This window comes from Embleya sp. NPDC056575 (genome assembly GCF_042793325.1).
Taxonomy (GTDB): Bacteria; Actinomycetota; Actinomycetes; order Streptomycetales; family Streptomycetaceae; genus Embleya.
Window position 1 is genome coordinate 97800 of record NZ_JBHTVA010000032.1, and the last position, 24294, is coordinate 122093.

Annotated in this window: 21 protein-coding genes; 6 read left to right on the forward strand and 15 right to left on the reverse strand. The window is 71.4% G+C overall.

Annotated features, from left to right (window positions below):
- Positions 1-9: 9 nt before the first annotated feature.
- Together ACFRCG_RS25255 and ACFRCG_RS25260 are read right to left on the reverse strand one after the other, a co-directional pair.
- Positions 10-918 (reverse strand): SDR family oxidoreductase, encoded by a 909-nt coding sequence (locus ACFRCG_RS25255; RefSeq protein WP_379999163.1) that lies wholly within the window; start codon positions 916-918, stop codon positions 10-12.
- A 296-nt stretch (positions 919-1214) separates the two neighbouring features.
- A complete protein-coding gene (locus ACFRCG_RS25260; protein ID WP_380035141.1) occupies positions 1215-2492 on the reverse strand; it encodes an amidohydrolase family protein in 1278 nt (425 codons plus the stop codon).
- A gap of 98 nt (positions 2493-2590) precedes the next feature.
- Between ACFRCG_RS25260 and ACFRCG_RS25265 the strand changes: the two genes are divergently transcribed.
- A complete protein-coding gene (locus ACFRCG_RS25265; RefSeq protein WP_126639303.1) occupies positions 2591-3205 on the forward strand; it encodes an isochorismatase family protein in 615 nt (204 codons plus the stop codon).
- Positions 3206-3282: 77 nt separating this feature from the next.
- Here the strand turns inward: ACFRCG_RS25265 and ACFRCG_RS25270 are convergent, their stop codons facing one another.
- The gene (locus tag ACFRCG_RS25270) at positions 3283-4845 is read right to left on the reverse strand and encodes a class I adenylate-forming enzyme family protein (RefSeq protein WP_380035145.1); all 1563 of its coding nucleotides are present in this window, start codon (positions 4843-4845) and stop codon (positions 3283-3285) included.
- Between the two features lie 221 nt (positions 4846-5066).
- Here ACFRCG_RS25270 and ACFRCG_RS25275 point away from each other — a divergent pair, with 221 nt between their 5' ends.
- Complete coding sequence (locus tag ACFRCG_RS25275) at positions 5067-5441, forward strand: Rieske (2Fe-2S) protein (protein WP_380035148.1); 375 nt, start codon at positions 5067-5069, stop codon at positions 5439-5441.
- Between the two features lie 660 nt (positions 5442-6101).
- Here ACFRCG_RS25275 and ACFRCG_RS25280 read toward each other — a convergent pair.
- The 3 genes from ACFRCG_RS25280 to ACFRCG_RS25290 form a co-directional block, all read right to left on the reverse strand.
- Positions 6102-6689, reverse strand: coding sequence for a TetR/AcrR family transcriptional regulator (locus tag ACFRCG_RS25280; protein WP_380035151.1), 588 nt, complete (start codon positions 6687-6689; stop codon positions 6102-6104).
- Positions 6682-7113 carry a DUF4260 family protein gene (locus tag ACFRCG_RS25285; protein ID WP_380035154.1) on the reverse strand — a complete coding sequence of 144 codons (432 nt, stop codon included), beginning with the start codon at positions 7111-7113 and terminating at the stop codon, positions 6682-6684. Before ACFRCG_RS25285 ends, ACFRCG_RS25280 begins: the two co-directional genes overlap by 8 nt.
- Positions 7114-8275: 1162 nt before the next feature.
- On the reverse strand, positions 8276-9115 hold the full coding sequence (locus tag ACFRCG_RS25290) for an alpha/beta fold hydrolase (RefSeq protein WP_380035157.1): 840 nt from the start codon (positions 9113-9115) through the stop codon (positions 8276-8278).
- A 123-nt stretch (positions 9116-9238) separates the two neighbouring features.
- Here ACFRCG_RS25290 and ACFRCG_RS25295 point away from each other — a divergent pair, with 123 nt between their 5' ends.
- On the forward strand, positions 9239-9733 hold the full coding sequence (locus tag ACFRCG_RS25295) for a MarR family transcriptional regulator (protein ID WP_380035160.1): 495 nt from the start codon (positions 9239-9241) through the stop codon (positions 9731-9733).
- 8 nt (positions 9734-9741) lie between these two features.
- Here ACFRCG_RS25295 and ACFRCG_RS25300 read toward each other — a convergent pair whose 3' ends face one another.
- The 7 genes from ACFRCG_RS25300 to ACFRCG_RS25330 all read right to left on the reverse strand — a co-directional run bounded on the left by ACFRCG_RS25300 (position 9742) and on the right by ACFRCG_RS25330 (position 16793).
- Complete coding sequence (locus tag ACFRCG_RS25300; protein ID WP_380035163.1) at positions 9742-10362, reverse strand: Uma2 family endonuclease; 621 nt, start codon at positions 10360-10362, stop codon at positions 9742-9744.
- Between the two features lie 127 nt (positions 10363-10489).
- Positions 10490-11488, reverse strand: coding sequence for a porphobilinogen synthase (hemB, locus tag ACFRCG_RS25305; protein WP_380035167.1), 999 nt, complete (start codon positions 11486-11488; stop codon positions 10490-10492).
- 70 nt (positions 11489-11558) lie between these two features.
- The gene (locus tag ACFRCG_RS25310) at positions 11559-13166 is read right to left on the reverse strand and encodes a uroporphyrinogen-III synthase (protein WP_380035170.1); all 1608 of its coding nucleotides are present in this window, start codon (positions 13164-13166) and stop codon (positions 11559-11561) included.
- On the reverse strand, positions 13163-14095 hold the full coding sequence (gene hemC, locus ACFRCG_RS25315) for a hydroxymethylbilane synthase (protein ID WP_380035173.1): 933 nt from the start codon (positions 14093-14095) through the stop codon (positions 13163-13165). The genes ACFRCG_RS25310 and hemC overlap by 4 nt, the downstream gene beginning before the upstream one ends.
- Positions 14092-15420, reverse strand: coding sequence for a glutamyl-tRNA reductase (locus ACFRCG_RS25320; RefSeq protein WP_380035176.1), 1329 nt, complete (start codon positions 15418-15420; stop codon positions 14092-14094). The genes hemC and ACFRCG_RS25320 overlap by 4 nt, the downstream gene beginning before the upstream one ends.
- 58 nt (positions 15421-15478) lie before the next feature.
- On the reverse strand, positions 15479-16222 hold the full coding sequence (locus ACFRCG_RS25325; RefSeq protein ID WP_078976624.1) for a redox-sensing transcriptional repressor Rex: 744 nt from the start codon (positions 16220-16222) through the stop codon (positions 15479-15481).
- A 301-nt stretch (positions 16223-16523) separates the two neighbouring features.
- Positions 16524-16793, reverse strand: a complete 270-nt coding sequence (locus tag ACFRCG_RS25330) for a glutaredoxin family protein (protein WP_380035179.1) — start codon at positions 16791-16793, stop codon at positions 16524-16526.
- Positions 16794-16933: 140 nt separating this feature from the next.
- Between ACFRCG_RS25330 and ACFRCG_RS25335 the strand changes: the two genes are divergently transcribed.
- The 3 genes from ACFRCG_RS25335 (at position 16934) to ACFRCG_RS25345 (ending at position 20310) form a co-directional block, all read left to right on the forward strand.
- The gene (locus tag ACFRCG_RS25335) at positions 16934-17839 is read left to right on the forward strand and encodes an HAD family hydrolase (protein WP_380035182.1); all 906 of its coding nucleotides are present in this window, start codon (positions 16934-16936) and stop codon (positions 17837-17839) included.
- A gap of 310 nt (positions 17840-18149) precedes the next feature.
- Positions 18150-18935, forward strand: a complete 786-nt coding sequence (locus ACFRCG_RS25340; protein WP_380035185.1) for an ECF subfamily RNA polymerase sigma factor, BldN family — start codon at positions 18150-18152, stop codon at positions 18933-18935.
- Positions 18936-19080: 145 nt separating this feature from the next.
- Entirely contained in the window at positions 19081-20310 is a 1230-nt protein-coding gene (locus ACFRCG_RS25345; RefSeq protein WP_380035188.1) for a DUF5667 domain-containing protein, read from the forward strand.
- Between the two features lie 93 nt (positions 20311-20403).
- Here the strand turns inward: ACFRCG_RS25345 and ACFRCG_RS25350 are convergent, their stop codons facing one another.
- Positions 20404-21603 carry a lysophospholipid acyltransferase family protein gene (locus tag ACFRCG_RS25350; RefSeq protein ID WP_380035191.1) on the reverse strand — a complete coding sequence of 400 codons (1200 nt, stop codon included), beginning with the start codon at positions 21601-21603 and terminating at the stop codon, positions 20404-20406.
- Positions 21596-22630, reverse strand: coding sequence for an NAD-dependent epimerase/dehydratase family protein (locus ACFRCG_RS25355; protein ID WP_380035193.1), 1035 nt, complete (start codon positions 22628-22630; stop codon positions 21596-21598). The genes ACFRCG_RS25350 and ACFRCG_RS25355 overlap by 8 nt, the downstream gene beginning before the upstream one ends.
- Between the last annotated feature and the right edge of the window lie 1664 nt (positions 22631-24294).

Below are 24294 nucleotides of genomic sequence, written 5' to 3' on the forward strand. Positions count from 1 at the left end.
CCGCCGAACTCAGGCCCCGTACACCGGAGTCGGCGTCGGCGCCTCGTCGAGCAGCTTCGCCACCACCGGCCCCAACTCGGCCGGCTCCCAGCGCCGGCCCGCGGTGGCCTCGGGACCGTGCTGCCATCCGGTCGCGACGGAGACCTTGTCCCCCTCGACCTCGAAGACCCGCCCCGTCACCTCCCGCGACTGGGTCGAGCCGAGCCAGACCACCAGCGGCGACACGTTCGCCGGGTCGTAGAAGTCGAAGCCGCCGTCCTCGGGCTTGCGCACCAGGTCCGGCATGGCCTCCTCGGTCATCCGGGTGCGCGCGGCCGGCGCGATCGCGTTGGCGGTCACCCCGTAGCGGCCCATCTCCACCGCGGCGATCTGGGTCAGGCAGGTGATCCCGGCCTTGGCCGCCGCGTAGTTGCCCTGTCCGACCGAGCCCATCAGCCCCGCGCCCGACGTGGTGTTGATCAGCCGCGCGTCGACCTCGACGCCCGCCTTGGCCTGGGCCCGCCAGTACGCGCCCGCGTGCCGCATCACCGCGAAGTGCCCCTTGAGGTGCACCCGGATCACCGCGTCGAACTCGTCCTCGCCCAGCGAGACAAGCATGCGGTCGCGCAGGAAGCCCGCGTTGTTGACCACCACGTCCAACCGGCCGAACGTGTCGATGGCGGTCTGCACCAAGCGCTCCGCGCCCGCCCAGTCGGCGACGTCGTCCGCGTTGACCACCGCCTTGCCGCCCAGCGCCTCGATGTCGGCCACGACCTGCTGGGCCGGGCCGAGCGAACGCCCGTCGCCCTGGCGCGAGGCACCGATGTCGTTGACCACCACGTGCGCGCCCTCGCGGGCGAATGCCAGCGCGTGCTCGCGCCCGATGCCGCCGCCGGCACCGGTGACGATGACGACGCGCCCCTCGCAGATCCCACTCATTCCAGGCCCCTCTGGTGTAGAAGACCGACGCCGTACCGAGGACCGACCCACGTCGAATACCTCGGAAGCGGCCCGCCGAGAAAGTCGACGAGCCGCCCCCTGCCACCGCACCGCGAGCCACTGCCATGACCACGCGGCACATCCGTACCGAAGAACCGACCCCACCCGACCCGAGCCGAGTCGAACCGACCCAAACCACACCGATCCAAACCACACCGGCCCGAAGCGACCGCAGCGACCCGCAGCAGCGCGCGACAGCCCGCGGCGACCCACAGCACCCCGCAGCGATCAGGTGCTCAAGCCCCCGCCGCACCCACCTGATCCCGACCCCGATCCCGATCGAAATCGAGATCGAGCATCCGAATCGCATTGCCTCGGATGATCTTGTAAACGGTCTCCGCGCCCAGCCCCGCCAGATGCTCCTCGGCGATCTTCTTCGTGTGCGGCCACGTGGAGTCGACGTGCGGGTAATCGGTCTCGAACGTGACGTTGTCCTCGCCGATCACATCGAGCGAGTTGACCCCGTGCCGGTCCCGGAAGAAGCAGGCGAACATGTTCCGCCGGAAGTAGTACGACGGCGCCTCGGGCAACACCTCACCGGTGACCGCCCAGGCCCGGTGCTCCAGCCACACGTCGTCCATGCGCTCCAGGGCGTACGGGATCCAGCCCATCTGCCCCTCGGAGTAGGCCAGCTTGATCTTCGGGAACCGCGCCGGGATACCCGCGAAGATGAAGTCGGCCATCGAGGCCATCGCGTTGTTGAAGCTCAGCGACGCCTGGACCGCCGCCGGCGCGTCCGGCGAGGCGGCCGGCATCGTCGAGGACGAGCCGATGTGCATGTTGATCGTCACGCCCAGGTCGGCGCAGGTCTCGAAGAACGGGTCCCAGTAGCCGGTGTGGATGCTGGGCAGGCCGAGGAAGGCCGGGATCTCCGAGAAGCACACGGCGGTGACCCCGCGGGCCCGATTGCGCTTGATCTCCTCGACGGCGAGCCGCACGTCCCACAGCGGGATGATGATCAGCGGGATGAGTCGCCCGCCGGAGTCGCCGCACCACTCCTCGACCATCCAGTCGTTGTAGGCGCGCACGCACGCGAGCGCGACCTCCTTGTCCGCGGCTTCCGAGAAGGTCTGGCCGCAAAACCGCGGGAAGGTCGGGAAGCACAGCGAGGCCTCGACATGGTTGACGTCCATGTCCTTCAGCCGCTCGGCCGGGTCGTACAGTCCGGGGCGCATCTCGCCGCGCGTGATGCCTTCGAGGGTCATCTCGTCCCGGCTGAAGCCGACGGCGGCGATGTTGCGCTTGTACGGGAAGCGCAGGTCCTCGTAGAACCACCAGTCGGCCGGCGGGCCGTTGGGATCGGTGGTGATCTTGTAACTCGCCCCGGTGTACTCCAGCTGACCGATGCCCGTGGTGACCGGCTTCGGGCCGCGCTCGTGGTACTTCTTCGGCAACCAGCGCTCGAACAGGTGTGCCGGCTCGATGACATGGTCATCGACGCTGATGATCTTCGGCAGTTCACCGAAGGAGTTTCCGGACTGCGTGGCAGCCTGCCCGGGCTGGTTGGTGCTCATCGGCCCCTCCCGCTCACTAAATCTGATGGACCGTCAGATTTAGCGTAATCTCTGGGCGGAGGGAACCACAAGCTGACTCAACGTCAGGAGAATCACGGATGGCCCTGCGTCTCGAAGAACTGATCGACCCCGGACACACCGCGTTGATCACCCAGGAATGCCAGAACGGAGTGATCGGCACGCAGGCGGTGTTCCCCGCGCTGACCGCGCACACCGGGGGGCTGATTCCGGCCGTCGATCGGCTCGCCAAGGCCGCCCGCCGGGCCCAAGTCCCGGTCGTGCACTGCCTGGCGGTGCGCCGCCCGGACGGCCGGGGCGCCAACACCAACGCCCGGATGTTCGGCGCCGCGGCCAAGGCGCCGGTACTCCTGGCGCCCGGCTCGGACGCCGCCGCGGTGGCCGACGGGATCACCGTCCACCCCTCCGACCTGGTGCTTTCCCGCTACCACGGGCTCGGCCCGATGGCCGACACCGGACTGGCCGCCGTGCTGCGGAACCTGGGCGTGCGTACCGTCGTGGGCGTCGGCGTCTCGCTCAACGTCGGCATGCTCAACTTCGCGATGGACGCGGTGAACGCGGGATTCCAGTTCGTCGTACCGCGCGAGGCGGTGGCCGGATTCCCCCCCGAATACGCCGAGGCCGTACTCGCCAACACCTTCAACGCGATCGCGACGATCACCACGGTCGACGCCGTACTGGCCGCCTGGGCCTGACCCCTGATGCCCCGTCACCAATCCGGTGACGGGGCATCAGCAGCGGTTGGGGGTGGCCTGAAAGGCCGAATCGGCGGTCAGCGCCGGGGCGTCCAGGGCTTCTTGTCGTACTCCTCGCGCAACTTGAACTTCAACACCTTGCGCAGCGTCTCGTTCCGGGGCAGCGCGTCTACCAGTTCCAATTGCTCCGGGATCTTCTGCGTCATCAGCCCGGCCTCGCGCAGGTAGCCGACCATCTCGGCGAATTCCAGGTCGGATTCACCCGGTTGGCGCTCCACCACGGCGCAGACCCGCTCCCCGCGTTCACGGTCGACCAGGCCGATCACCGCCGCGTCGGCGACCTTCGGGTGGGCGAACAGCAGGTCCTCGATCTCGCGCGCGGAGATGTTCTCCCCCTTGCGGATGATCACGTCCTTGAGCCGACCGGTCAGCGAGAGGTGCCCGTCGGCGCGCAGTCGGCCCAGGTCGCCGGTGCGGAAGAAGCCGTCCTCGTCGAACGCGTCGGCGGTCAGCGCGGGGTCGGTGTACCCCTTGAACACCATCGGGCCGCGCAGCCGGACCTCGCCCTCCTCACCGGTGTCCGCGACGGAGCCGTCCGCCCGCGCGATGCGCACCTCGATGCCGCTGACCGGCTTGCCCTCGGTGTACGAGCGCTGGTCCTCGGAGTCGTACGGTCCGCCCTGGGCGATCATCGGCGACTCGGTCATCCCGTACCCGTGGCACAGGATCGCCCGCATCTCGTCGCGCACCTCACCGACCAGCTCCGGCGGCTTGGGCGCACCTCCGCCGGAGACGATCCGCAGGGTCGGGATGATCTTCTCGCCGGGCTGCTTGCGCTGCTCGTTCAGGAACGCGACGTAGAACGCGGTCGAGCCGCCGACCATGGTGACGCCGAGCCGCTTGTAGACGGGCACCACGCCCGCCGGGTCGAAGTTCTCCACGATCACCGCCGGGAAGCCCGAGGCGAGCACGGTGACGATGTAGTCCGGGCCCGCGATATGCGCGTACGGGAACGCGATCGAGCCGATGTCGCTCGGCGACATGTCCAGCGCGACGGCCAGCCCCTTGCCGCCCGCGAGCAGCGTCGAGTCGCTGTGCTGGACGCCCTTCGGGTCGGACGTCGTCCCGGAGGTGTAGTAGAGCCAGCGCACCTCGTCGCCGTCGGTCGGCGCGGGCGGCAGGTCGGCCGGGTCGCCCTCGGGCAGCTCGTCGTAGGCGATCATCACGCGCGGCGCCGGGCTCAGCTCCTTGGCCAGCGCCTCGCCCATGCCGACGAAGTCGAAGCCCTTCCACTCGCGCGGGCACAGGAAGAACTCGGCCCCGGTCTGCCGCAGACAGAACCCGACCTCCTTCTCCCGGTAGAACGGGATGATCGGGTTCTGCACCGCGCCGAGCCGGGCGAGCGCGAACGAGACCACGATGGACTCGATCCGCGTGGTCAACTGCCAGGTCACACGGGTCCCGGCGGTGACGCCGAGCGCGTGGAAGCCCGCGGCCACGCGCTCGGCCCACGCCTTGAACCCACCGAAGGTGACCCTGCGGTCCTCCGGGTCGAGCAGCATGGGTACATCGGGAGACGCCGCCGCGCGGCGCTCCACCAGCTCCCAGAGAGTGGTGGCGTCGTAGATCGGGTCAGACACGTGTCCTCCGCGCGGGAAGCCGGGGCCGGGGTACGTCGCCGGGGCATGGCGAAGCCGAAGCCCCGGGGCATGGACCTGACGGTACGTCAGAAGCTTTGCGGGAAGAAAGACTTCGCGTGGTCACGCGGATCACAACCGGATCTCGGCGACCTTGATCGCATACTGGCGAAGCAAGGCCGTACTGCCTAACCTGGGGCGATACCGCCAACCCCGGGGGCACGATGTCACCCTTCCGCCGGGAGCGCCCACCGGTGTGCCTGGGCCCGCTCACGAGCCTCCCCGAAGGCGTCCCGACCCGAGTCGGCACCAGCCCCCCGGTCGCGATCCTGCGCCACGGCGACACGGTCCACGTCTTCGAGGACCGCTGCCCCCACGCCGGCGCCATCCTCTCCAGAGGCACCCTGACCAACGAACACCTGACCTGCCCGGCCCACAAGGCCACCTTCGAAATAGCCACGGGCCGCTCCCTGGGCCCGGTCCGGTGCCGCCCACTACGCACATACAAGTCCTGGACCGAAAACAACCTCGTCTACCACTCCCCATCCCCCCGCCCCACCAAAAAATCCAACTCCTCCCCCTGCCCCAACCAACCCTGACCACAACCCCCAACCCCAACGCCCACCACCCGACAACACACAGCCGACCAAAACCGAATCAACCCAACCGCCACTCGAAGCCCACGCACCACACCGGCCGGCTCCCAAGACCACCCCAGCCAAGCAACACACAACCGGCCAAGCCCCCATCAGCCCGGCCGGCGCTTGAAGCCCATGCACCACGACGGCCGCCTGCACCCAGCCCGGCCGGCGCTTGAGGCCATCCCATTCAGCCCAGCCGGCGTCTGAGGCCACCCCAGCCAAGCAACACACAACCGGCCAGGACCCCATCAGCCCGGCCGGCGTTTGAAGCCATGCACCACACCGGCCGGCCCCATTCAGCCCGGCCGGCGTCTGAGGCCACCCCAGCCGAGCAACACACAACCGGCCAAGACCCCATCCCAGCGCTTGAAGCCCATGCACCACGACGGCCGCCTGCACCCAGCCCGGCCGGCGCTTGAGGCCACCCCAGCCAAGCAATGCGCAACTGGCCAAGCCCCCATTCAGCCCGGCCGGCGCTTGAGGCCATCCCATTCAGCCCGGCCGGCGTTTGAGGCCACCCCGGCCAAGCAACACACAACCGGCCAAGACCCCGTCAGCCCGGTGCTTGAGGCCAAGGACGGCCGGCCCGCCTCGCGCTGGGAGCCGCCAGGCCCGGGTTCACCCCGCAAAGGCCCCGCAGCCCCTGGCCCACGCCCCCGAGAGGTCCGCCCCCGGCGGAAACCGGCCCGCCAACTCCAGCGAAACCATCCCGTGCGCAAACCCCCATACGGCCCGCGCAGCGTCGTGATCGCCCCCCATCGCCCGCATCAACGGCGCCGCCGCCCGCTCCTCCAGCCCCGACGGCAACGCCGCGCGATCCAACGGCTGCCCACTCATCAACCGGTACAGATCCGGATGCGCAAGCGCGTAGGCCCGATACGCCCCCGTCAACGCCGTGATCCGTTCCAGCCGCGAACCCCCCGCCGCCGACCCCGCCGACCCCGCCGACCCGGCCGACGCCGCCTCCGCGGCCTCCAGCGCCTCCGCCAGTTCCGCCATCGCCTGCGCGATCAACGCGCTCTCCACCGCGGACTTGTCCGCGAAGTGCTTGTACAACGACGGCGCCTTGATCCCGATCCGCTCCGCGATCCGCCGCATCGACACCGCCTCCGGCCCCTCCCTCTCCAGGAGTTCCCGCGCGGCGGCCACGATCTCCCCCGCCCGACCACCGGCCGGAGGAGCGGAAACGTACGAAACGTCAGACATGCTTACGGAACCCTTCGGGAGTGCGCAGTCCGTACCCGGCGGCACGGTCCATCGCGATGTGGGTGAGCCAGCCGAGGCCGGCGGTGAACAGCGGCGGCCACTCGATCGACCCGAAGGGGTAGCCGACCAGCACGATCAGCGGGACCCAGGCCCGGTGCAACGCGTTGTAGAACGGCACCGCGCGCGCCTGCAGCCGACCCCGCTCGTGCGTGCCGTCCCGCAGCGCGTCACCGGCTCCGACGAACATGGTCAGGTCGGGCAGTACGAAGAAGACCAGCGCCGCCGCGGAAGTGGCGAAGCCATACTTCACGCTCTCGAACACCGCGAACGTCGCCAAAAACAGCGCCAGTACGCCCCACGCACCGCGCCGCGTCCGCCGAAGCGCCGCCGAACCGCGGATTCCCGTGCCCATGATGGTGCTCATGCCGCCTCCGTCCGCCTGTGGCTAACGATGTTAGCCGCTTGCGTCCATCATCCGGCTAACACCATTAGCCGTCAAGTCCGGACGGCAACCACATCCATCAAGAGCGCCCCAAGCCCACCAAACCCCACCCTCGGACCCCGACCCCAACCCCCAAAGCGAACACAAACCCGACCAAAAACCCGAAGACCAACCACCCCACAGCCCCACCCACCCGCAACCCACCCACCATCGGGCGCATCGACCCGCCCGCCCGAACCGGCTCACCAACCCCACCCGGCACACGGACCTCCCCCCGCGCCCCGGCATCCACAGCCGACGCAAGAAACGGCCGCCGCCCGGACCCCACCACCCGCCGCCCACCACCGGCAACGTCGCCCGAACCCACCACCCCAGCCCGCCGCCCCGACCCCAACGGCCGATCCACCACAGAACGCCCGACCCCATCCCCCGAACCACCCGAGCCCCCACCCCCCGAGTCCACCACCGAGCCCCCAAGCCCAACCGGCCAACCGCCTCCTCCCCCACCCCCGCCACCCACCTGCAACGCGGCCGGCCGCGCCCCCGGCACCTTCACCCCCGGCGGCCCCGTCACCACCGGCCGCACCCCCACCACCCCCGCCACCCCCAACACCGGCGGCTTCGGCGCAGGCGGCTTCGGAGGCTTGGTCGCCGGCGGCCGCGGCGGTCGCGGATGCGCCGGTTTCGTCGGCGGCTTACCCACATCCTCGACCCGTACCGCCGCCCCTCCGTCACCCCGACGGCCACCGCCCGCACCCGCCGGCGCGTACCCCACGCCCGTCCACCCGACCCGCACCCCACACCACGCCCCGCCCGAACCCCCACCGGCCTCGACCACGGCCCCCGCTCGCCGCCCACACCCCTCGGCCCCCGCCGAACCGCAGCCCCCGACAACCGGCAAGCACACACACGCCACCACCAGGAACCGCACCACAACCCGAGAGTCGGCCATGGCGCAAGGTTGACCCGACCCACCGACCCACCCCGAACGAACCCCCGAAAATCCCACATACGAGTGACCCGCCGGCCCAGCCCCACCGAGCCGCCTCACGCCCCGCCAGCCCAGCCCACCGAGCCCGCCCCACCAGCCCGGCTCCACCACCCCGGCCCAACCGGTCCGGCCCACCCCCATCAGCCGCCCACCTCAGCCGGCCACGCCCCCCAACACCCCCCGCACCGCCGCCGCAAACGCCCGCGGATGCGTCAGATTGCCGTTGTGCCCACCCGGAAACACCGCCGCCGCAACCCCGACCACCCCCTCCAGCGCCACCGCACACCGCCGCGTGAAGACCCGCCGCCCCGTCGTCGCCCCCACCCCGGGGATGATGCGCGTCGCCGAGGAGCGCAGCAGATCCGGCGGCAGCACATCGTCCACCACCGCCGGGAACTCCCGCCCGATGAAGAAATCGAAGTTCGCCATCCGCCGCGCGCTCATCGGCTGCGCGGTCAGATCCGGCTCACGCTCCTCCACACCCGGCTCGATGCCCAGGTGAGCCGTGATGGCGGGAAACGCACCACCCATCCCGGCCCGCGCGTGCACCTCCCGAATCGCGCTCAACTCACCCCGATGCGCGTCGCGTTCCGCATCGGAGAGCAACCACGGCGCGACCGGCTCGTGGGCGATCAACGTGTGCAGCAACTCCGGCCGGGTCGCCGCCACCCGCAGCCCGATCAACCCGCCCATGCTCAGCCCCAGCATCATCGCCGGCCCATCGGCGACCTCGACCAACAACCGCGCCACGTCGTCGGCGTGGTCCCCGATGCTCACCGGCGCCGCCGGGTCGGCCAACGTACTCCGGGAAAGCCCACGCCGGTCATAGGTCACCACGGTGTGATCGGCCACCAGCCGATCGACCATGTCCACACTGCGCCCGGCGTCCCCCTCCCCGCTCTCCCCGATCAGCAACAGCGGCCCGGAGCCCCGTACTTCGTAGTACAGCTCCGCACCCGGCACGGACAAAACAGCACCAGCGGTCACGGCCATGAAAATTCCCCCGGGAAGTCGTCGCGGGCGGCACCGACCCACCACCCACCCATGACCGCGACCATAGTCCATCGAACTAGATACATCAAAATCGATACATCTTTTCCGATGTACTATCGGCCCATGACGTCCCCCACCCCCACACCTCCCACAACGCCCATGACCCCCGTCGACCTCTTCCTCCTCGGCCGCACCCTCATGAAGATCGGCGAGGACGCCCTACCCGCCCCCGAGGTCGGCACCGCCCCTCACCCCGGCGGCGTGCGCCCGATCCTGATCGCCCTGAGCGACATCGCCGCCCACCCCGACAGCGCCATCGGCGAGATCGCCCGCCGCACCGGCCTCCCGCAAAGCCAGGTCTCCACCGCCGTGGCCCGCCTCAGGGAAACCGGTTCGATCGAAACCACCCAGGACCCCACCGACCGCCGCCGCCTCCTGGTCCGCACGGCCGCGACCCCGTCCGCCAGAGTCGCCGAAGTCCGCGCCGCCGGCATCGAGGACGCCCTCACCCGTGCCCTCGCCACCACCGACGTACAGGTCGTCGCCGACGTCACCGCGGCCCTGACCGTCCTGGCCCGCCACCTGCCCCCGGCGGCCCTGACCCGCCTACGCCCCTGACCCCCGAATCAGCGCGCCGTGATCTCCGGACCGATCGTGAAGCCCTTCAGCGGCCCTTCCGGAATCGTGACCGCCGTCCCGTAGACCGCCCGCAGCAACATGCGGTACTCACTCTTGGCCGCTTCCGGTTGACACAGCACCGTGACAACCCCGTCGCCATCGAAGTCGTCGACGATCACGTAGACATCGATGCCGGCCTCGGCGTAGGCACGACGCTTGCGCTCCCGATCCCGTTCTGCGGCCTCCCGCCCGGGCGACACGATCTCGGCAACGAGAACCACACCCAAAGCCGACACACCGAGCCCTTCCGAGTCCGGCGCCTCGTCCAAATCCTCGGGAGCCACGAAGACGTCGGGGATGTACACCTTGCCGCGATGGATGACATTGATGTCCTGGTAAGCAGCGAATACCCCGTCCACATCCAAATGTTCCTTGAATGCGTCCCGGAGTCGGTTCGCGACCTTCCCATGTCGCCGGGACCCCGTGGGAGACACCTCGATGGCTCCTCTGATGATTTCGGCGCGGAGTCCCTCGGGAAGAGTCATCGCCTTCCAGGCACGCCACAGAAGCTCATCGAGATCACCGGACGGCGAAGTAGTCACCATCGGCTCATGCGTCGCAGTCGCCATCGGGAAACACCTCCTCACCCCAAGTGTGGATCACGGTCGCCGGTGGTGAACAGTTCCCGACAACCGTAGGAGGCCCGCGAACCGCACAACCCCACCTCGCCCACCCACCACCCGAACGAGTGATCCCCTACCGCACCCGCCGCGCCACCTCGGTCGCCCAATACGTCAGGATCGACGCCGCGCCCGCCCGCTTGATCGACGTCAGCGTCTCCAGGATCACCCGGTCCCGGTCGATCCAGCCGTTCGCCGCCGCCGCCTCGACCATCGCGTACTCGCCGCTGACCTGGTACGCCGCCACCGGCACATGCACCTCGTCCGCGATCCGCCGCACCACGTCCAGGTACGACATCGCCGGCTTGACCATCACCAGGTCCGCGCCCTCGGCCACATCCAGCAGCACCTCGCGCACCGACTCGTCGGAGTTGGCCGGGTCCTGCTGGTACGTCATCCGGTCGCCCTGCAGCGTCGACTCGACCGCCTCGCGGAACGGACCGAAGAACCCCGACGCGTACTTCGCGCTGTAGGCCAGGATCGCCACGTCCACGTACCCGGCATCGTCCAACGCCCGCCGGATCGCCCCGACCTGACCGTCCATCATCCCGCTCGGCCCGACCATGTGCACACCCGCGTCGGCCTGCACCACGGCCATCCGCGCGTACGCCTCCAGCGTCGCGTCGTTGTCCACCGAGCCGTCGGCCGCCAACACGCCGCAGTGGCCGTGGTCGGTGAACTCGTCCAGGCACAGGTCGGACATCACCACGGCGTCCGCGCCCACCTCGGCCACCACGTCGCGGATCGCGACCTGGAGCACCCCCTCGGGGTCGAACCCGGCCGAGCCGACCGCGTCCTTGACCGACGGGATGCCGAACAGCATCAGCCCGCCCACGCCCGCCGCGACCGCGTCGTGCGCGGCCTTGCGCAGCGAGTCGCGGGTGTGCTGGACCACGCCCGGCATCGACGAGATCGGCACCGGCTCGCTCGCGCCCTCGCGCACGAACAGCGGCAGGATCAGGTCGGCGGGATGCAGCCGGGTCTCCGCGACCAGCCGGCGCATCGCCGGGGACGTGCGCAACCGCCGAGGACGGTGCGCGGGAAACCCTGACGATGCGTCAGCCTGGTACGACATGAGCCAATCGGCCTTTCTCACCGATCCGCCGAAACCACCACAGCCGGCGGATTCACCACGAGTACTGCGATTACTTCGCCTTGCGCCGCGACCCCGGCCGCCGCTCACTCGGCCGGGTGACCGGGTCGCCCGCCTCGATCATCGCGGCCCGTCGCGCCGTACCGAACTCCGCCAACGCCTCGGCCAGGGCGGCCACCGACGGCTCGGGCGCCAGCACGTCCACGCGCAGCCCGTGCTCCTCGGCGGTCTTCGCCGTGGCCGAGCCGATACACGCGATCACCGTCACCGCGTGCGGCTTGCCCGCGATGCCGACCAGGTTGCGCACCGTCGAGGACGACGTGAACAGGACCGCGTCGAAGCCGCCGCCCTTGATCGCCTCGCGGGTGTCCGCCGGCGGCGGCGCCGCGCGCACCGTGCGGTACGCCGTGACGTCGTCGACCTCCCAGCCCAGCTCGACCAGACCGGCCACCAGGGTCTCGGTGGCGATGTCGGCGCGCGGCAGGAACACCCGGTCGATCGGGTCGAAGACCGGGTCGTACGGCGGCCAGTCCTCCAGCAATCCCGCAGCCGACTGCTCGCCCGAGGGCACCAGGTCCGGCTTCACGCCGAACTCGACCAGCGCCCGCGCGGTCGCCTCGCCCACGGCCGCCACCTTGATGCCCGCGAAGGCACGCGCGTCCAGGCCGTAGTCCTCGAACCGCTCGCGCACCGCGCGCACGGCGTTGACCGACGTGAACGCGATCCACTCGTAGCGGCCGGTCACCAGGCCCTTGATCGCCCGCTCCATCTGCTGCGGCGTGCGCGGGGGCTCGACCGCGATGGTCGGCACCTCGTGCGGCACCGCGCCGTACGAGCGCAGCTGCTCGGAGAGCGTAACCGCCTGCTCCTTGGTCCGCGGGACCAGCACCTTCCACCCGAACAGCGGTTTGGTCTCGAACCACGACAGAGTGTCGCGTTGGGCGACCACCTCGCCGACGACCACGACGGCCGGCAGCGTGATCTTCGCGGCCCGCACGTCCGAGGCGACCTGGGCGAGCGTGCTCACCAGGGTGCGCTGCTCGGTGGTGGTGCCGTTGATCGTGACCGCGACCGGCGTGGCCGGCTTGCGCCCACCCGCGACCAGCTCCTGGGCGATCTCGGCGATCGAGTCCAGCGCGCCGCGCAGCACCAGGGTGCCCTCGACGGAGCCGACCGTGGCCCAGTCGATCGTGCCCTCGGCCATGTCCAGCACGCGCACACCGCCACTGCCCTTGGTCGGGTGCAGCGGGATACCCGCGTAGGTGGGCACGGCCGTGCTGACCGGCACACCCGGCACGACCTCGAAGACGATCTTCGCCTTCGCGACCGCGGTGACCTCGTCGATGACCGACTGGTCCACGCACGGGTCGCCGGCCACGGCCCGGACCACCTGCCGGCCCGATCGCGCGGCGGCCACCACGACCTTGGCCCGGGCCACGGCGGACAGGAGTTCCCCGTCGTCGCCGGTCACCGGGTCCAGGACCTCGACCCCGCTCTTGCAGTGGAACAGGACCTGGCGCAGCGTCGCCTCGTCGGCGACCACCACGTCGGCCTCTGCCAGCACCTCGATGGCCCGCAGTGTGAGCAGTCGCGGGTCGCCGGGACCGGCACCCACGAAGGTCACGATGCCGCTGGGCTTCTTCTTCGCTCTGGGGCTCAAGGGACGCGCTCCCCCATCAAACCGGAGGCCCCTCGGGCGAGGAGTTCGGCCGCGAGTTCGCGCCCGATCTTCTCCGCCTCGTCGAGGGTTCCGGTGGCGGACAACCGTACGCTGTCGGTGCCGTCGACATTCGCGACTACGGCCCGCAGGTACAGCTCGGTGACCTGCTCGCCTTCGGCGACCTCACAGAGGGCGCCGACCGGAGCCGAACATCCGGCTTCGAGGACGGCGAGCAGCGTGCGCTCGGCCAGTACGGCGGCTCGGGTGTCCGAGTCGTCCAAACCGGCGAGCAGTTCGACGAGGGCGGCATCGTGTGCCGCGCACTCGACGGCCAATGCCCCTTGACCGGGGGCAGGCAGCATGTGGAGCGGATCGAAGATCTCGGTGACCTCCTCCGCACGGCCCAGGCGGCCGAGGCCGGCCCTGGCCAGAACGACGCCGTCGAGCTTGCCCGAGCGTACGTAGCCGACCCGGGTGTCGACGTTGCCGCGGATCGGCAGGATCTCGTGGCCGAGGCCGAGCAGTCGCAACTGCGCGGCGCGGCGCGGCGAGCCGGTCCCGATCCGGGATCCGACCGGCAATTCGGCCAGCGCGAGCCCGTCCCGGGCCACCAGCACGTCGCGCGGATCGTGCCGCGGCGGGACGGCCGCGAGGGTGATGCCCTCGGGCTCGCCGGTGGGCAGGTCCTTGAGCGAGTGCACGACGAAGTCGACCTCGCCGGCGTGCAGCGCGTCGCGCAGCGCGTTGACGAACACGCCCGTGCCGCCGATCCGGGTCAGGTGCTCGCGCGAGACGTCGCCCTGGGTGGTGATCTCCACCAGTTCGACGGCGCGGCCGGTCAGGCTCGTGACGGCCTCGGCGACATGACCCGACTGGGCCATCGCCAGGGCGCTTCGCCTGGTGCCCAGTCGCAACGGTGCCTCGGTCACGCCGCACCTTCCACACTGTCGGGGGTATCGGCCCGGCGGACCACCTCGGGGGTGCCCGGGTCGAGATCGAACAACATCCGCAGCGCGTCGGCGTACGAGGAGCCGGCGGGCTCGCCGGCCAACTGCTTGACCCGCACCGTCGGCGCGTGCAGCAGCTTGTCCACCACGCGCCGTACGGTCTGCTCGACCTCGGCGCGCACCCGCTCGTCCATCTCCGGCACCCGGCCGACCAGCCGCTCCAGCTCGGCCCGGACCACGTCCGAGCCCATGCTGCGCAGCGCGACCACGGTCGGCGCGACCTGCTGCGCCTGCCGCGCGGTCGCGAACGCCGCGACCTCCTCGCAGACGATCTTGCGCACCAGATCCACGTCGGCCTCGCCGGCCGTACCCGCGGAGACCTGGGCGAGCAGTTCCAGGTCGATCAGCACCACACCGTCGAGCTCGCGCACGCCGGGGTCGATGTCGCGCGGCAGCGCCAGGTCGATCAGCACCAACGGCTGCTCGACCCCACGCTCGCGCCGCGCGGCGAGCACGGCCTCGATCTCGTCCCGACCGATCACGAGCCCGGCCGCGCCGGTGCAGGAGACCACCAGGTCCACCGAGGCCAGCGCCTCGGGCAGCGCCGACATCGGCACCGCGCGGCCCGAGACCGCCTCGGCCAGGTGTTCGGCACGCGCGTAGGTGCGGTTCGCGACCACGATCTGGCCCACGCCCTCGCGGTGCAGCGTCTTGGCGGCCAGCGCGCTCATCGAGCCCGCGCCCACCACCAGTGCCCGGCTTCCCCCGATCGGGCCCATCGACAACTCGGCCTGGGCCAGCCCGACGGTCATGAGCGACCGGCCGGCCTGGTCGATCCCGGTCTCGGCGTGGGCCCGCTTGCCGACCCGCAGCGCCTGCTGGGTCAACTCGTTCAGGACCCGCCCGGCGGTGCCGTGGGTCTGCGCGAGCGCGAGCGCGGCCTTTATCTGGCCGAGGATCTGCCCCTCGCCGACCACCATCGAGTCGAGCCCGCAGGCGACCGAGAACAGGTGCTGGACCGCGCGGTCCTCGTAGTGCACGTACAGGCACGGGGTCAGCTCGGACACCGGCACCCCGGTGTGCCGCGACAGCAGGTTGCCCAGTTCGGTGACGCCACCGTGGAAGCGGTCCACGTCCGCGTAGACCTCGACCCGGTTGCAGGTCGACAGCAGCACCGCCTCGCCGACCGGCTCGGCCGCCACCAGGTCGTGCAGAAGCGCCTCCTGGGCCGTCCCGGTCACCGAGACCCGCTCCAGGAGACCGACCTCGGCCGTTCGGTGGCTGAGGCCGACCGCCAGGACACTCATGGTGTCTTCCTACCGTTGATCGCCGTGTTCGCGGGCGCGATACCCGTGCGACAGCCGGTCACGCGGGCATCACCTCGGGGAGGTCGCCGCGTTCCCCGGGCTTCGAGGGTCGCGCCGGGACCGGCCCCGCGACGGGGTCGAGACCGGACTTGCGCTGTTCGTGGAAGGCCAGGATCTGCAACTCGATGGACAGATCCACCTTGCGCACGTCCACCCCTTCGGGCACCGAGAGCACGGTCGGCGCGAAGTTCAGGATGCTCGTGATGCCGGCGGCGACCAGTCGATCGGCCACCTCCTGCGCGGCCGGCGCCGGCGTGGTGATCACGCCGATCGACACGTGGTCCTCGCGCACGATCTGCTCGAGGTCGTCCATGTGCCGCACCGCCATGCCCGCGATCCGCTGCCCGGTGACCGCCCGGTCGGCGTCCAGCAGGGCCGCGACCCGGAAGCCGCGCGAGGCGAACCCGCCGTAGTTGGCGAGGGCGTGACCCAGATTTCCTATGCCGATGATGGCGACCGGCCAGTCTTGGGTGAGCCCGAGTTCACGCGAGATTTGGTACACGAGATACTCGACGTCGTAACCGACCCCACGGGTGCCGTAGGAGCCGAGATACGACAGGTCCTTGCGCAGCTTCGCCGAATTCACCCCGGCGGCAGCGGCGAGTTCCTCGGACGAGACCGTGGGAACACCCCGCTCCGACAGCGCACTGAGCGCCCGGAGGTACAGCGGAAGCCGCGCCACCGTCGCCTCGGGGATGCCACGTCCCCGCTGCGCCGGTCGCTCGGTACGCCCTGTAGCCACGCTGCTCCTGTGGGTGGGACCTGGGATTTCGATTGCCAGGTTAGGCTTTTGTGAACGTACGCACAAAGTAGGTGTCCGATTTGCGCGCCTGTCGTGATGCTCGTCACGCCTTGGTTCCGAAGTCGGGCGTGAACTCGATCACATGAGGTGACTCGAGCATGGCCCGTGCGTAGTCGTGGTGACCGATCGCATCCACCTCCGCACCGTACGTGTCGGCGATTCGTCCCCCGGTCGGCCCCCTCCCCCGGCAAACGACCGACCGCGACCGCATCGGATCGACGCGGACCGGCCTCGGACCGACTCAGCCGCCGAGCGCCTTGCGCAGCCGCCGCTCGTCGACCCGCCAGAAATCGTGCTGTTCACCGTCCACCAGGGTCACCGGGATCTGCTCCCAGTACTTGTGCTGGAGGTCCGCGTCCCGGGTGATGTCGACTTCGGTCCAGGTCACCCCCAGTTCCGCGGTCACCCGTTCGATCACGACCCGGGCGTCGTCACACAGGTGACAGCCGGGCTTGCTCAACAGCGTCACGGAGCGGGTCGCGGCGTCGGGGCGGCGGCGGAAAGGATTCACGTCCTCGATTGTCGCCCCACCACGGGCCGACCGGGAGAGCACCTCCCGGCCCGAGCCGAAGGCGGCGCTTCACCGATGGGGCGCGCACCCGCAAGACCGGCGCCACACGAGCGCAATACGGGCCTACTAGGCTCGTCACCATGGTTTTCTTGCGCCGGCGATCGAGGACCGAGAACAACCACGACAACGCCGTGCGGGCGGGCGAGGCGGCGGCGGCCGCGGCGCAGGCGAGCGCCCCGGCGCGCGCCCCGGGCGAGGCCGATGCGCCCACCCGGATCGGCGCCGCGTTCTTCGACCTGGACAACACCGTCATGCAGGGCGCGTCGATCTTCCATCTGGCCCGGGGCCTGTACGCCCGCCGGTTCCTGACCACCCGCGACATCGCCCGGTTCGGTTGGCAGCAGGCCAGGTTCCGGCTCGGCGGGGAGCACATGGGGCACGTGGGCGACGCGCAGGAGAGCGCGCTGTCGTTCGCCAAGGGGCACACGGTCGAGGAGATCCGGGTGATCGGCGAGGAGATCTTCGACGAGTGCATGGCGGACAAGATCTGGCCGGGCACCCGGGCGCTGGCCCAGATGCACCTGGACGCGGGCCGCCAGGTCTGGCTGGTCACCGCCGCGCCGATCGAGATCGCCGACACGATCGCCGGCCGACTGGGCCTGACCGGCGCGCTCGGCACCGTGCCCGAGACCCGCGCCGGCGTGTACACCGGCCGTCTGGTCGGCGAACTGCTGCACGGCGAGGCCAAGGCGGAGGCGGTCCGCGCGCTCGCCGCCCGCGAAGGGCTGAACCTGGGCGACTGCTCGGCCTACAGCGACTCGGCCAACGACATACCGATGTTGACCCTGGTGGGCGATCCCTGCGCGGTCAATCCGGACGCCCGACTGCGCCGCCACGCCCGGGCGCACGGGTGGCGCGTGAAGGACTACCGCACCGGTCGCAAGGCCGCCCGGATCGGCCTGCCGGCCGCCGCCGGGATCGGCGCCCTCGCGGGCGCGGTGGCCGCCGGAACCGCCGTTCGGCGGCGGGTGCCGACCCGGATCTGAGCACTCGGCCCCGGCCCCGCACACCCCCCGCGACCTGCGGCGAGGGGGTCCGTTCGGGCTGCCCCGCGCCGCCCGACGAGCGGCGAGTTGTCCGCATATAGCACACCTGACACGCGACAACCCGACAAACACGCAAAGAGCACACATCAGCGGTCGATCCCGGTAGCTTCACAACGCCGATGGGCACACTTGGTATCCCTTCCTTTACTAAGCGTTATTCTCGATCGGCGCACAGCGGTATCCAAGTTCCCTACTATGGGTGATCGATTCCGCACCGAACGTAATTACCGCTGAAGCAACAGGGAGTCCCGTGCACCGAATCGTCCGGGTTGACGTGTCCGGGCTGGCGACACTGCGTGCGGCGGTGTGCGCGAGCTTCGCCCCCCCGTCCGTCGGTTTCGCCGCCACAGCCGGTTACGGCGCCGGTGTCTGTCGCGCGACTTCGGCCGGGCCCGTGGGCCTCGCCCTCGCGGCGCGCGCCGGCACCACCGAACCGACCCGTCCCACCCGAGGCTCCGGCTACACCCGGGGCCCTGGTCCGGACGGCGAGGCCCGCCGCATCATGGCCCTCGTCGAACTCGCCCAGGACGGCGACGGCGACGCGTTCGCCCAGCTCTACGACAACTACTTCGACACCGTCTACCGGTACATCTACTACCGGGTCGGCGGTCGCGCCGTCGCCGAGGACCTGACCAGCGAGACCTTCCTGCGCGCGCTGCGCCGGATCGGCACCTTCACCTGGCAGGGTCGCGACTTCGGCGCCTGGCTGGTGACCATCGCGCGCAACCTGGTCGCCGACCACTTCAAGTCCAGCCGGTTCCGCCTGGAGGTCACCACCGGGGAGATGCTCGACGCCAACGAGGTCGAGTCCAGCCCCGAGGACTGCGTCCTGGAATCGTTGTCCAACGCGGCCCTGCTCGACGCCGTGCACAAGCTCAACCCCCAGCAGCAGGAATGCGTGACCCTGCGCTTCCTGCAGGGTCTATCGGTCGCGGAGACCGCACAGATCATGGGTAAGAACGAGGGGGCGATCAAGACGTTGCAGTACCGCGCCGTACGGACGCTCGCCCGTCTCCTGCCCGAGGACGTGCGGTGAATCACACTTCCGTAACCTTCGGGGTCCGCGGCTCGTTCTCCCCGATAGCGACCCCCTTCGGGGATCGTTGCGGCGGGGAGCCGCCCTGTGGCCCCCGACCCGGAGACTTCCCTGGACGGACATCCGGGGAGAGGAGGTGCGGCCTGTGAGCATTGCGGCCCTGGATCGGCGACCCGCGAGCGCCTTCGCGCGAGCCCTCGACGAGAACGACCGCGACAACCGATCGGCGGAGCCTCTGCCCGCGCTGGTCCCGCTGCTGCGGACCGCCGAGATGCTGCGCGAGCGGTCCTCGGCGGCACCCGTACCGAGCGCGGACTTTCGCACCGCGCTCCGGCAACGGCTGCTGGACGAGGCCGCGGCGCTGCCCGCGACCGAGGGTGCGGCCACCGTGCCGGCACCGCGCGGCGCGCATCGCCGCCGAGAGTCGCAGGCCCCGCCGCGCACCGTGCGCTGGCGGCGGCGGGCGGCGATCGCCGGCGCGTTCGTGGTGGTCACCGGCGGCGGTCTCGGCGGGGTGGCCTACGCCAGCTCCGACGCGCTGCCCGGCGACCTGACCTACGGCGTCAAGCGCACGGTCGAAGACTTCAAGATCTCGCTCGCCGACAACGACCACGAACGCGGCGAGCGTTACCTGCAACAGGCCGACACCCGGATGGGCGAGGCCGAACGGCTGCTCAGGCGGGCCGGGCGAAGCCCCGACAAGGACACCGTGCGGCATCTGCGGCAGGTGCTCGACGACTGGCGCGACGAGGCCGACAAGGGCCGTGCGCTGCTCACCGACCACTTCCGCAAGAGCGGCAGCGACGGGTCGATGCGCAACCTGGCCGACTTCGCCCGCTCCGGCAACGAGCGCATGGAGCGGATCGGCGACCGACTCCCGCCGGAGCTGCACTCCGAGCGGGACCGGGTCCGCACGCTGCTCACCGCGATCAACGAGCAGGTCGCCCCGATCGCGGGCACTCCCGACCGGAGTTCGGCGAAGCCCGGCACCGGTGGGCACACCGACGGCGCACCGGCCGCGCCCGGTACCGCCCCGGGCGGCGCACCGGGCACCGGCGGCCTGCCGCTCGTCCCCAGGCTCCCGGGCCTGGGCGGCGCGACCAACGGCGCACCGCCGCAGGGCGGCTCGACCACGACGGGCGGTGCCGCACCGCAACAACAGCCGCAACAGGACGGCGGCCTGCTCCCGGGGCTGAACATCCCGCTGCTCGGCGGGCCTCCGGCGGCAAACCCCTCCGAGCGGTCCGACGGCTCCGGGGGCACCCCGGCTCCGGCGAAGACGCCCAAGGGTCAGATCCTCCCGCCCCTGCTGCCCGGCCTGCCGGGCATCGGGCTCAACCTGCTCGGCGCCGCCGAGGAGGAGCCACACAGCTGACCGAGCCGGTGGACTACACCGAAGGCGGCGCGCGGACCACCGTCCACGCGCCGCCTTCGTGTTCCGGGTTCCGGAACCCGATCCGGACCCGACCTAGAAGAAGACCGACCGCCGCTGCATCAGCAGCCGGTAGATCGTGTGCTGGATGGTCTCGCGCACCTCGTCGGTCAGGTTGAACACGACCATCGGGTCGTCCGCCGCCTCCTCCGGATACGCGTCGGTGTGGATCGGCGCGCCGAACTCGATCCGCCACCGCGTCGGCAGCGGCACCAGGCCGAGCGGGCCGAGCAGCGGGAAGGTCGGGGTGATCGGGAAGTAGGGCAGGTTGAGCAGGCGCGCGAGGGTGCGCGCGTTGCCGACCATCGGGTAGATCTCCTCCGCGCCCACGATCGAGCACGGCACGATCGGCACCCCGGTGCGCAGCGCCGCCGACACGAAGCCGCCGCGCCCGAAACGCTGGAGCTTGTACCGCTCGGCGAACGGCTTGCCCAGGCCCTTGTAGCCCTCGGGCCACACGCCGACCAACTCGCCCTTGCCGAGCAGCCGCTCGGCGTCGGCGTGGCACGCGAGGGTGTGTCCGCTCTTGCGCGCCACCGAACCCACCAGCGGCAACTGGAAGACCAGGTCGGCGGCGAGCAGCCGCAGATTGCGCCGAGCGGGGTGGTGGTCGTGCACCGCCACCTGCGTCATCAGCGCGTCCACCGGCAGCGTGCCGGAGTGGTTGGCCACGATCAGCGCACCGCCCTCGGCCGGAATGTGCTCCAGGCCGCTGACCTCGATCCGGAAGTACTGCTCGTAGACCACCCGCAACGCGGCCATCAACTTGTCGTTGAGTTCGGGATCGAAGCCGAACTCGTCCACCTCGTACTCACCGGTGATCCGGCGGCGCAGGAAGGCCAGTCCGTCGGCGGCCCGATCCTCCCAGCCCGGTCCGGCCACGCCGTCGAGGAGTCCGGCGGCGGCGCCGCCCACCACCCCGCCGATCGCGCCCGCGAGCGACCCGAACAACGAACGCCCGGATCCCGCCGCGCGCCGGGGCCCCGCCTCGGCCGCGTCCGCCGATCCCGTCTCCACCGAACCCCTCTCCGCCGGCCCCGGCTCGGCCGGCCGCGCGGATTCCGTCCGCTTTCGACCCGGTCGCGCCTCGATCGATCGCACCGGCACCTCACCCTCGACCGGCTCGGGCACCCGGACCGCACGTGCGGTCCGGGTGGGCCGACGCCCCGACCGGGGCGCGGGCGGGCGCGCTCCGGAAGTGGCGCCGTCGAAGGGGATGATGCGGGCCTCACCCATCGGGGTTCCTCCTGGTGAGCAGCAGGTCGGCGAGTCGATCGGGCACCTGGGCCAGGCGCCTCGGGTCGAGCAGGCCGGTCGAACGACGACCGTCGGCATAGTCGGCGAACGTCTCGGCCGTGCTCCTGGCCGCGACGAAGCCCAATTTCTCCCGGGCCCGTGCGGGGTCCACCACGCGCCCGTGGGTGAGCAGGCGTACCTGCTCGGCGGACAGGTGCACCGAACCCGCGCGCCGCAAACCCTGGTTGACCAGACCCACCGCCGCCGCCGGGAAGGGCACCACCGGTCGGCCCAATCGGCGCGCGGCCTGGGACAGGAACAGCACACCCTCGGCGGCGATGTTGTACGTGCCCGGCCGATCGGCGAGCATCGCGATCCGCAGCGCCTCGCGCAGGTCGTCCTCGTGCACGAACTGCAGGCGCGGGTCGTAGCCGAGCAGGGTGGGCAACACCGGCAGCGCGAAGTAGGCGCCCATCGGCGAATCGGTACGCGGCCCGAGCAGCGGCGCGAACCGCAACACGGTGACGGCGACATCCGGCCGGCGCCGGGCGAAGCCGCGCACGTAGCCCTCTATCTCGACGGCGTCCTTGGCCCAGCCGGTCGAGGGCTGCACGCGCGGTTCGGTGTCCTCGGCGAACAGCGCGGGGTCGCGCGGCGAACCGCCGTAGACGGCGGTGGTCGAGCGCACCACCAGACGGCGGATCGACGGCGCCTTCTGGCACGCGGCGAGCAGCTGCATGGTGCCGATGACGTTGGTCTCCTTGATCGAGACCGCTCCGCCCCGAATCGGCGGCAGCTCGCTGGGACTCAGGTGCACCACGGTGTCCACCGCGGCCGAGGCGACCACCTTGGCGATCATCGGGTTGCGAATATCGGCGAGCACGAAGTCCACACCGGCCGGCTCCGAAACGGGCGCCACCATGTCGACCCCGATCACCCGGTCGACATCGGGTTCGTCACGGATCATCCGCACAAACCCGGCCCCGGGATCTCCGGCAACCCCGGTAACCAGGACGACACGCCCCATCCTGCGCCCTCCGCACCACATCCACGACACACTCGGACCCCTACGGTAGGCGCACCCCGAGCCACCAGCTCCCAACGTAACCGTACGCACGCCCCACCAACCCCCACCGGACCACCCATTAACAAGCCATTCACAAACCCCACCCCCACACCCCACCCCCACCAACGCACCCCCAAACCCCAAACCAAGCCCCCAGAACACCAACCCGCACCCGGAACCCGGAGCCGGAACACGGCCGCAGAGCGCCGGCCCGGCGCTCGGGACCGAAACACGGCCTTGGAGCGTGAGCGCAGGGCGCGGGCCGGGAGCGCGGAACCGGAGCGCGGGCGGGAGCGCCAGCCCGGGACTCGGCGCCCGGAGCGCTGGCCCGAGGCTCAGAGCGCGGGCGCGGAGCGCCAGCACGGGGCTCGGAGCCGCAGCTCGGGCTCGGGTGCGGAGCGCGGGGCGCCTGCCCTGGGCTCGGGGCCGGGGCGCGGGGGCACGGGCACGGGCACGGGCTCAGAGCGTGGGCCCAGGGAGCGGGCCGGGGGTGCCGGCTCGGAGCGCGGGGCCGGGGTACGAGCCCGGAGCACCAGCCCGGGACGCGAACCCAGGGCGCAGGTTCGGAGCACCGGCACGGAGCGTGGGCCCAGGGAGCGGGCCGGGGTGCCTGGCTCGGAGCGTAGGGCCGGGCTACGAGCCCGAAGCGCCGACCGGGGACGCGAACCCCAGGTGCCGGTTCGAAGCACGGGTTCGGGGCGCCGGCCCAGGGCGCGGGCCGGGTCCTGAGGCACGGGCTCGGAGCACGAGCTCGGAGCGTGGGCCCAGGGCGCGGGCCGGGTCCTGAGGCGCGGGCTCGGAGCACGAGTTCGGAGCGTGGGCCCAGGGAGCGGGCCAGGGTTCCTGGCTCGGAGTGTGGGGCTGGGGTACGAGCCCGGAGCACCGGCCTGGGGCGCGAACCCAGGGTGCACGGGCGCCGGCCCTGGCCCGGGGCCGGGGCGCGGGGCCAGGTCCTGGGGCACGGGCTCGGAGCGTGGGCCCAGGGCCGGGGCGCGGGTCCTGGGGCCCGGGCACGAGCTCGGAGTGTGGGGCCGGGCTACGAGCCCGGAGCACCGGCCCGGGGCGCGAACCCAGGTGCACGGGCGCCGGCCCCTCGGCCCGGGGCCGGGGCGCGGGGCCGGGTCCTGGGGCACGGGCTCGGAGTGTAGGCCCGGGGAGCGGGCCGGGGATGCCGGAGCGGAGCGCGGGGCCGAGTACGAGCCCGGAGCACCGGCCCGGGGCGCGAACCCTGGGTGCAGGTTCGGAGCATGGGTTCGGGGCGCGAGCCCAGGGCGCCGAACCCGGGCGCGCGAACTCGGGGCACCGGCCCCCGGGCGTGGACCCGGGGCGGCGGATTCAGAGCGAAATCGCAGTGTGCAACCCGAGCCTTCGAACCCTGGGCCCGAACGCGAAGCGTCGGACCCGAGCCTCCCGACCCGGAGCACCGGACCCGAGGCGCCAGGGCCAAGGCGCCGGGCCCGCCCCCGGGGCACCGGACCCAAGGCGGCCGGGGCACGGCGGTCAGGGCACGGCCGCCGGGGCGGCCAGGGCACGGCCGCCGGGGCGCGGACCTGGCGCGTCCATCCCCCCGCGCGCACCCGCGCCCGAACGCACGGCGACCGCCCGTCGCGCCCCCGTTTCGGGAG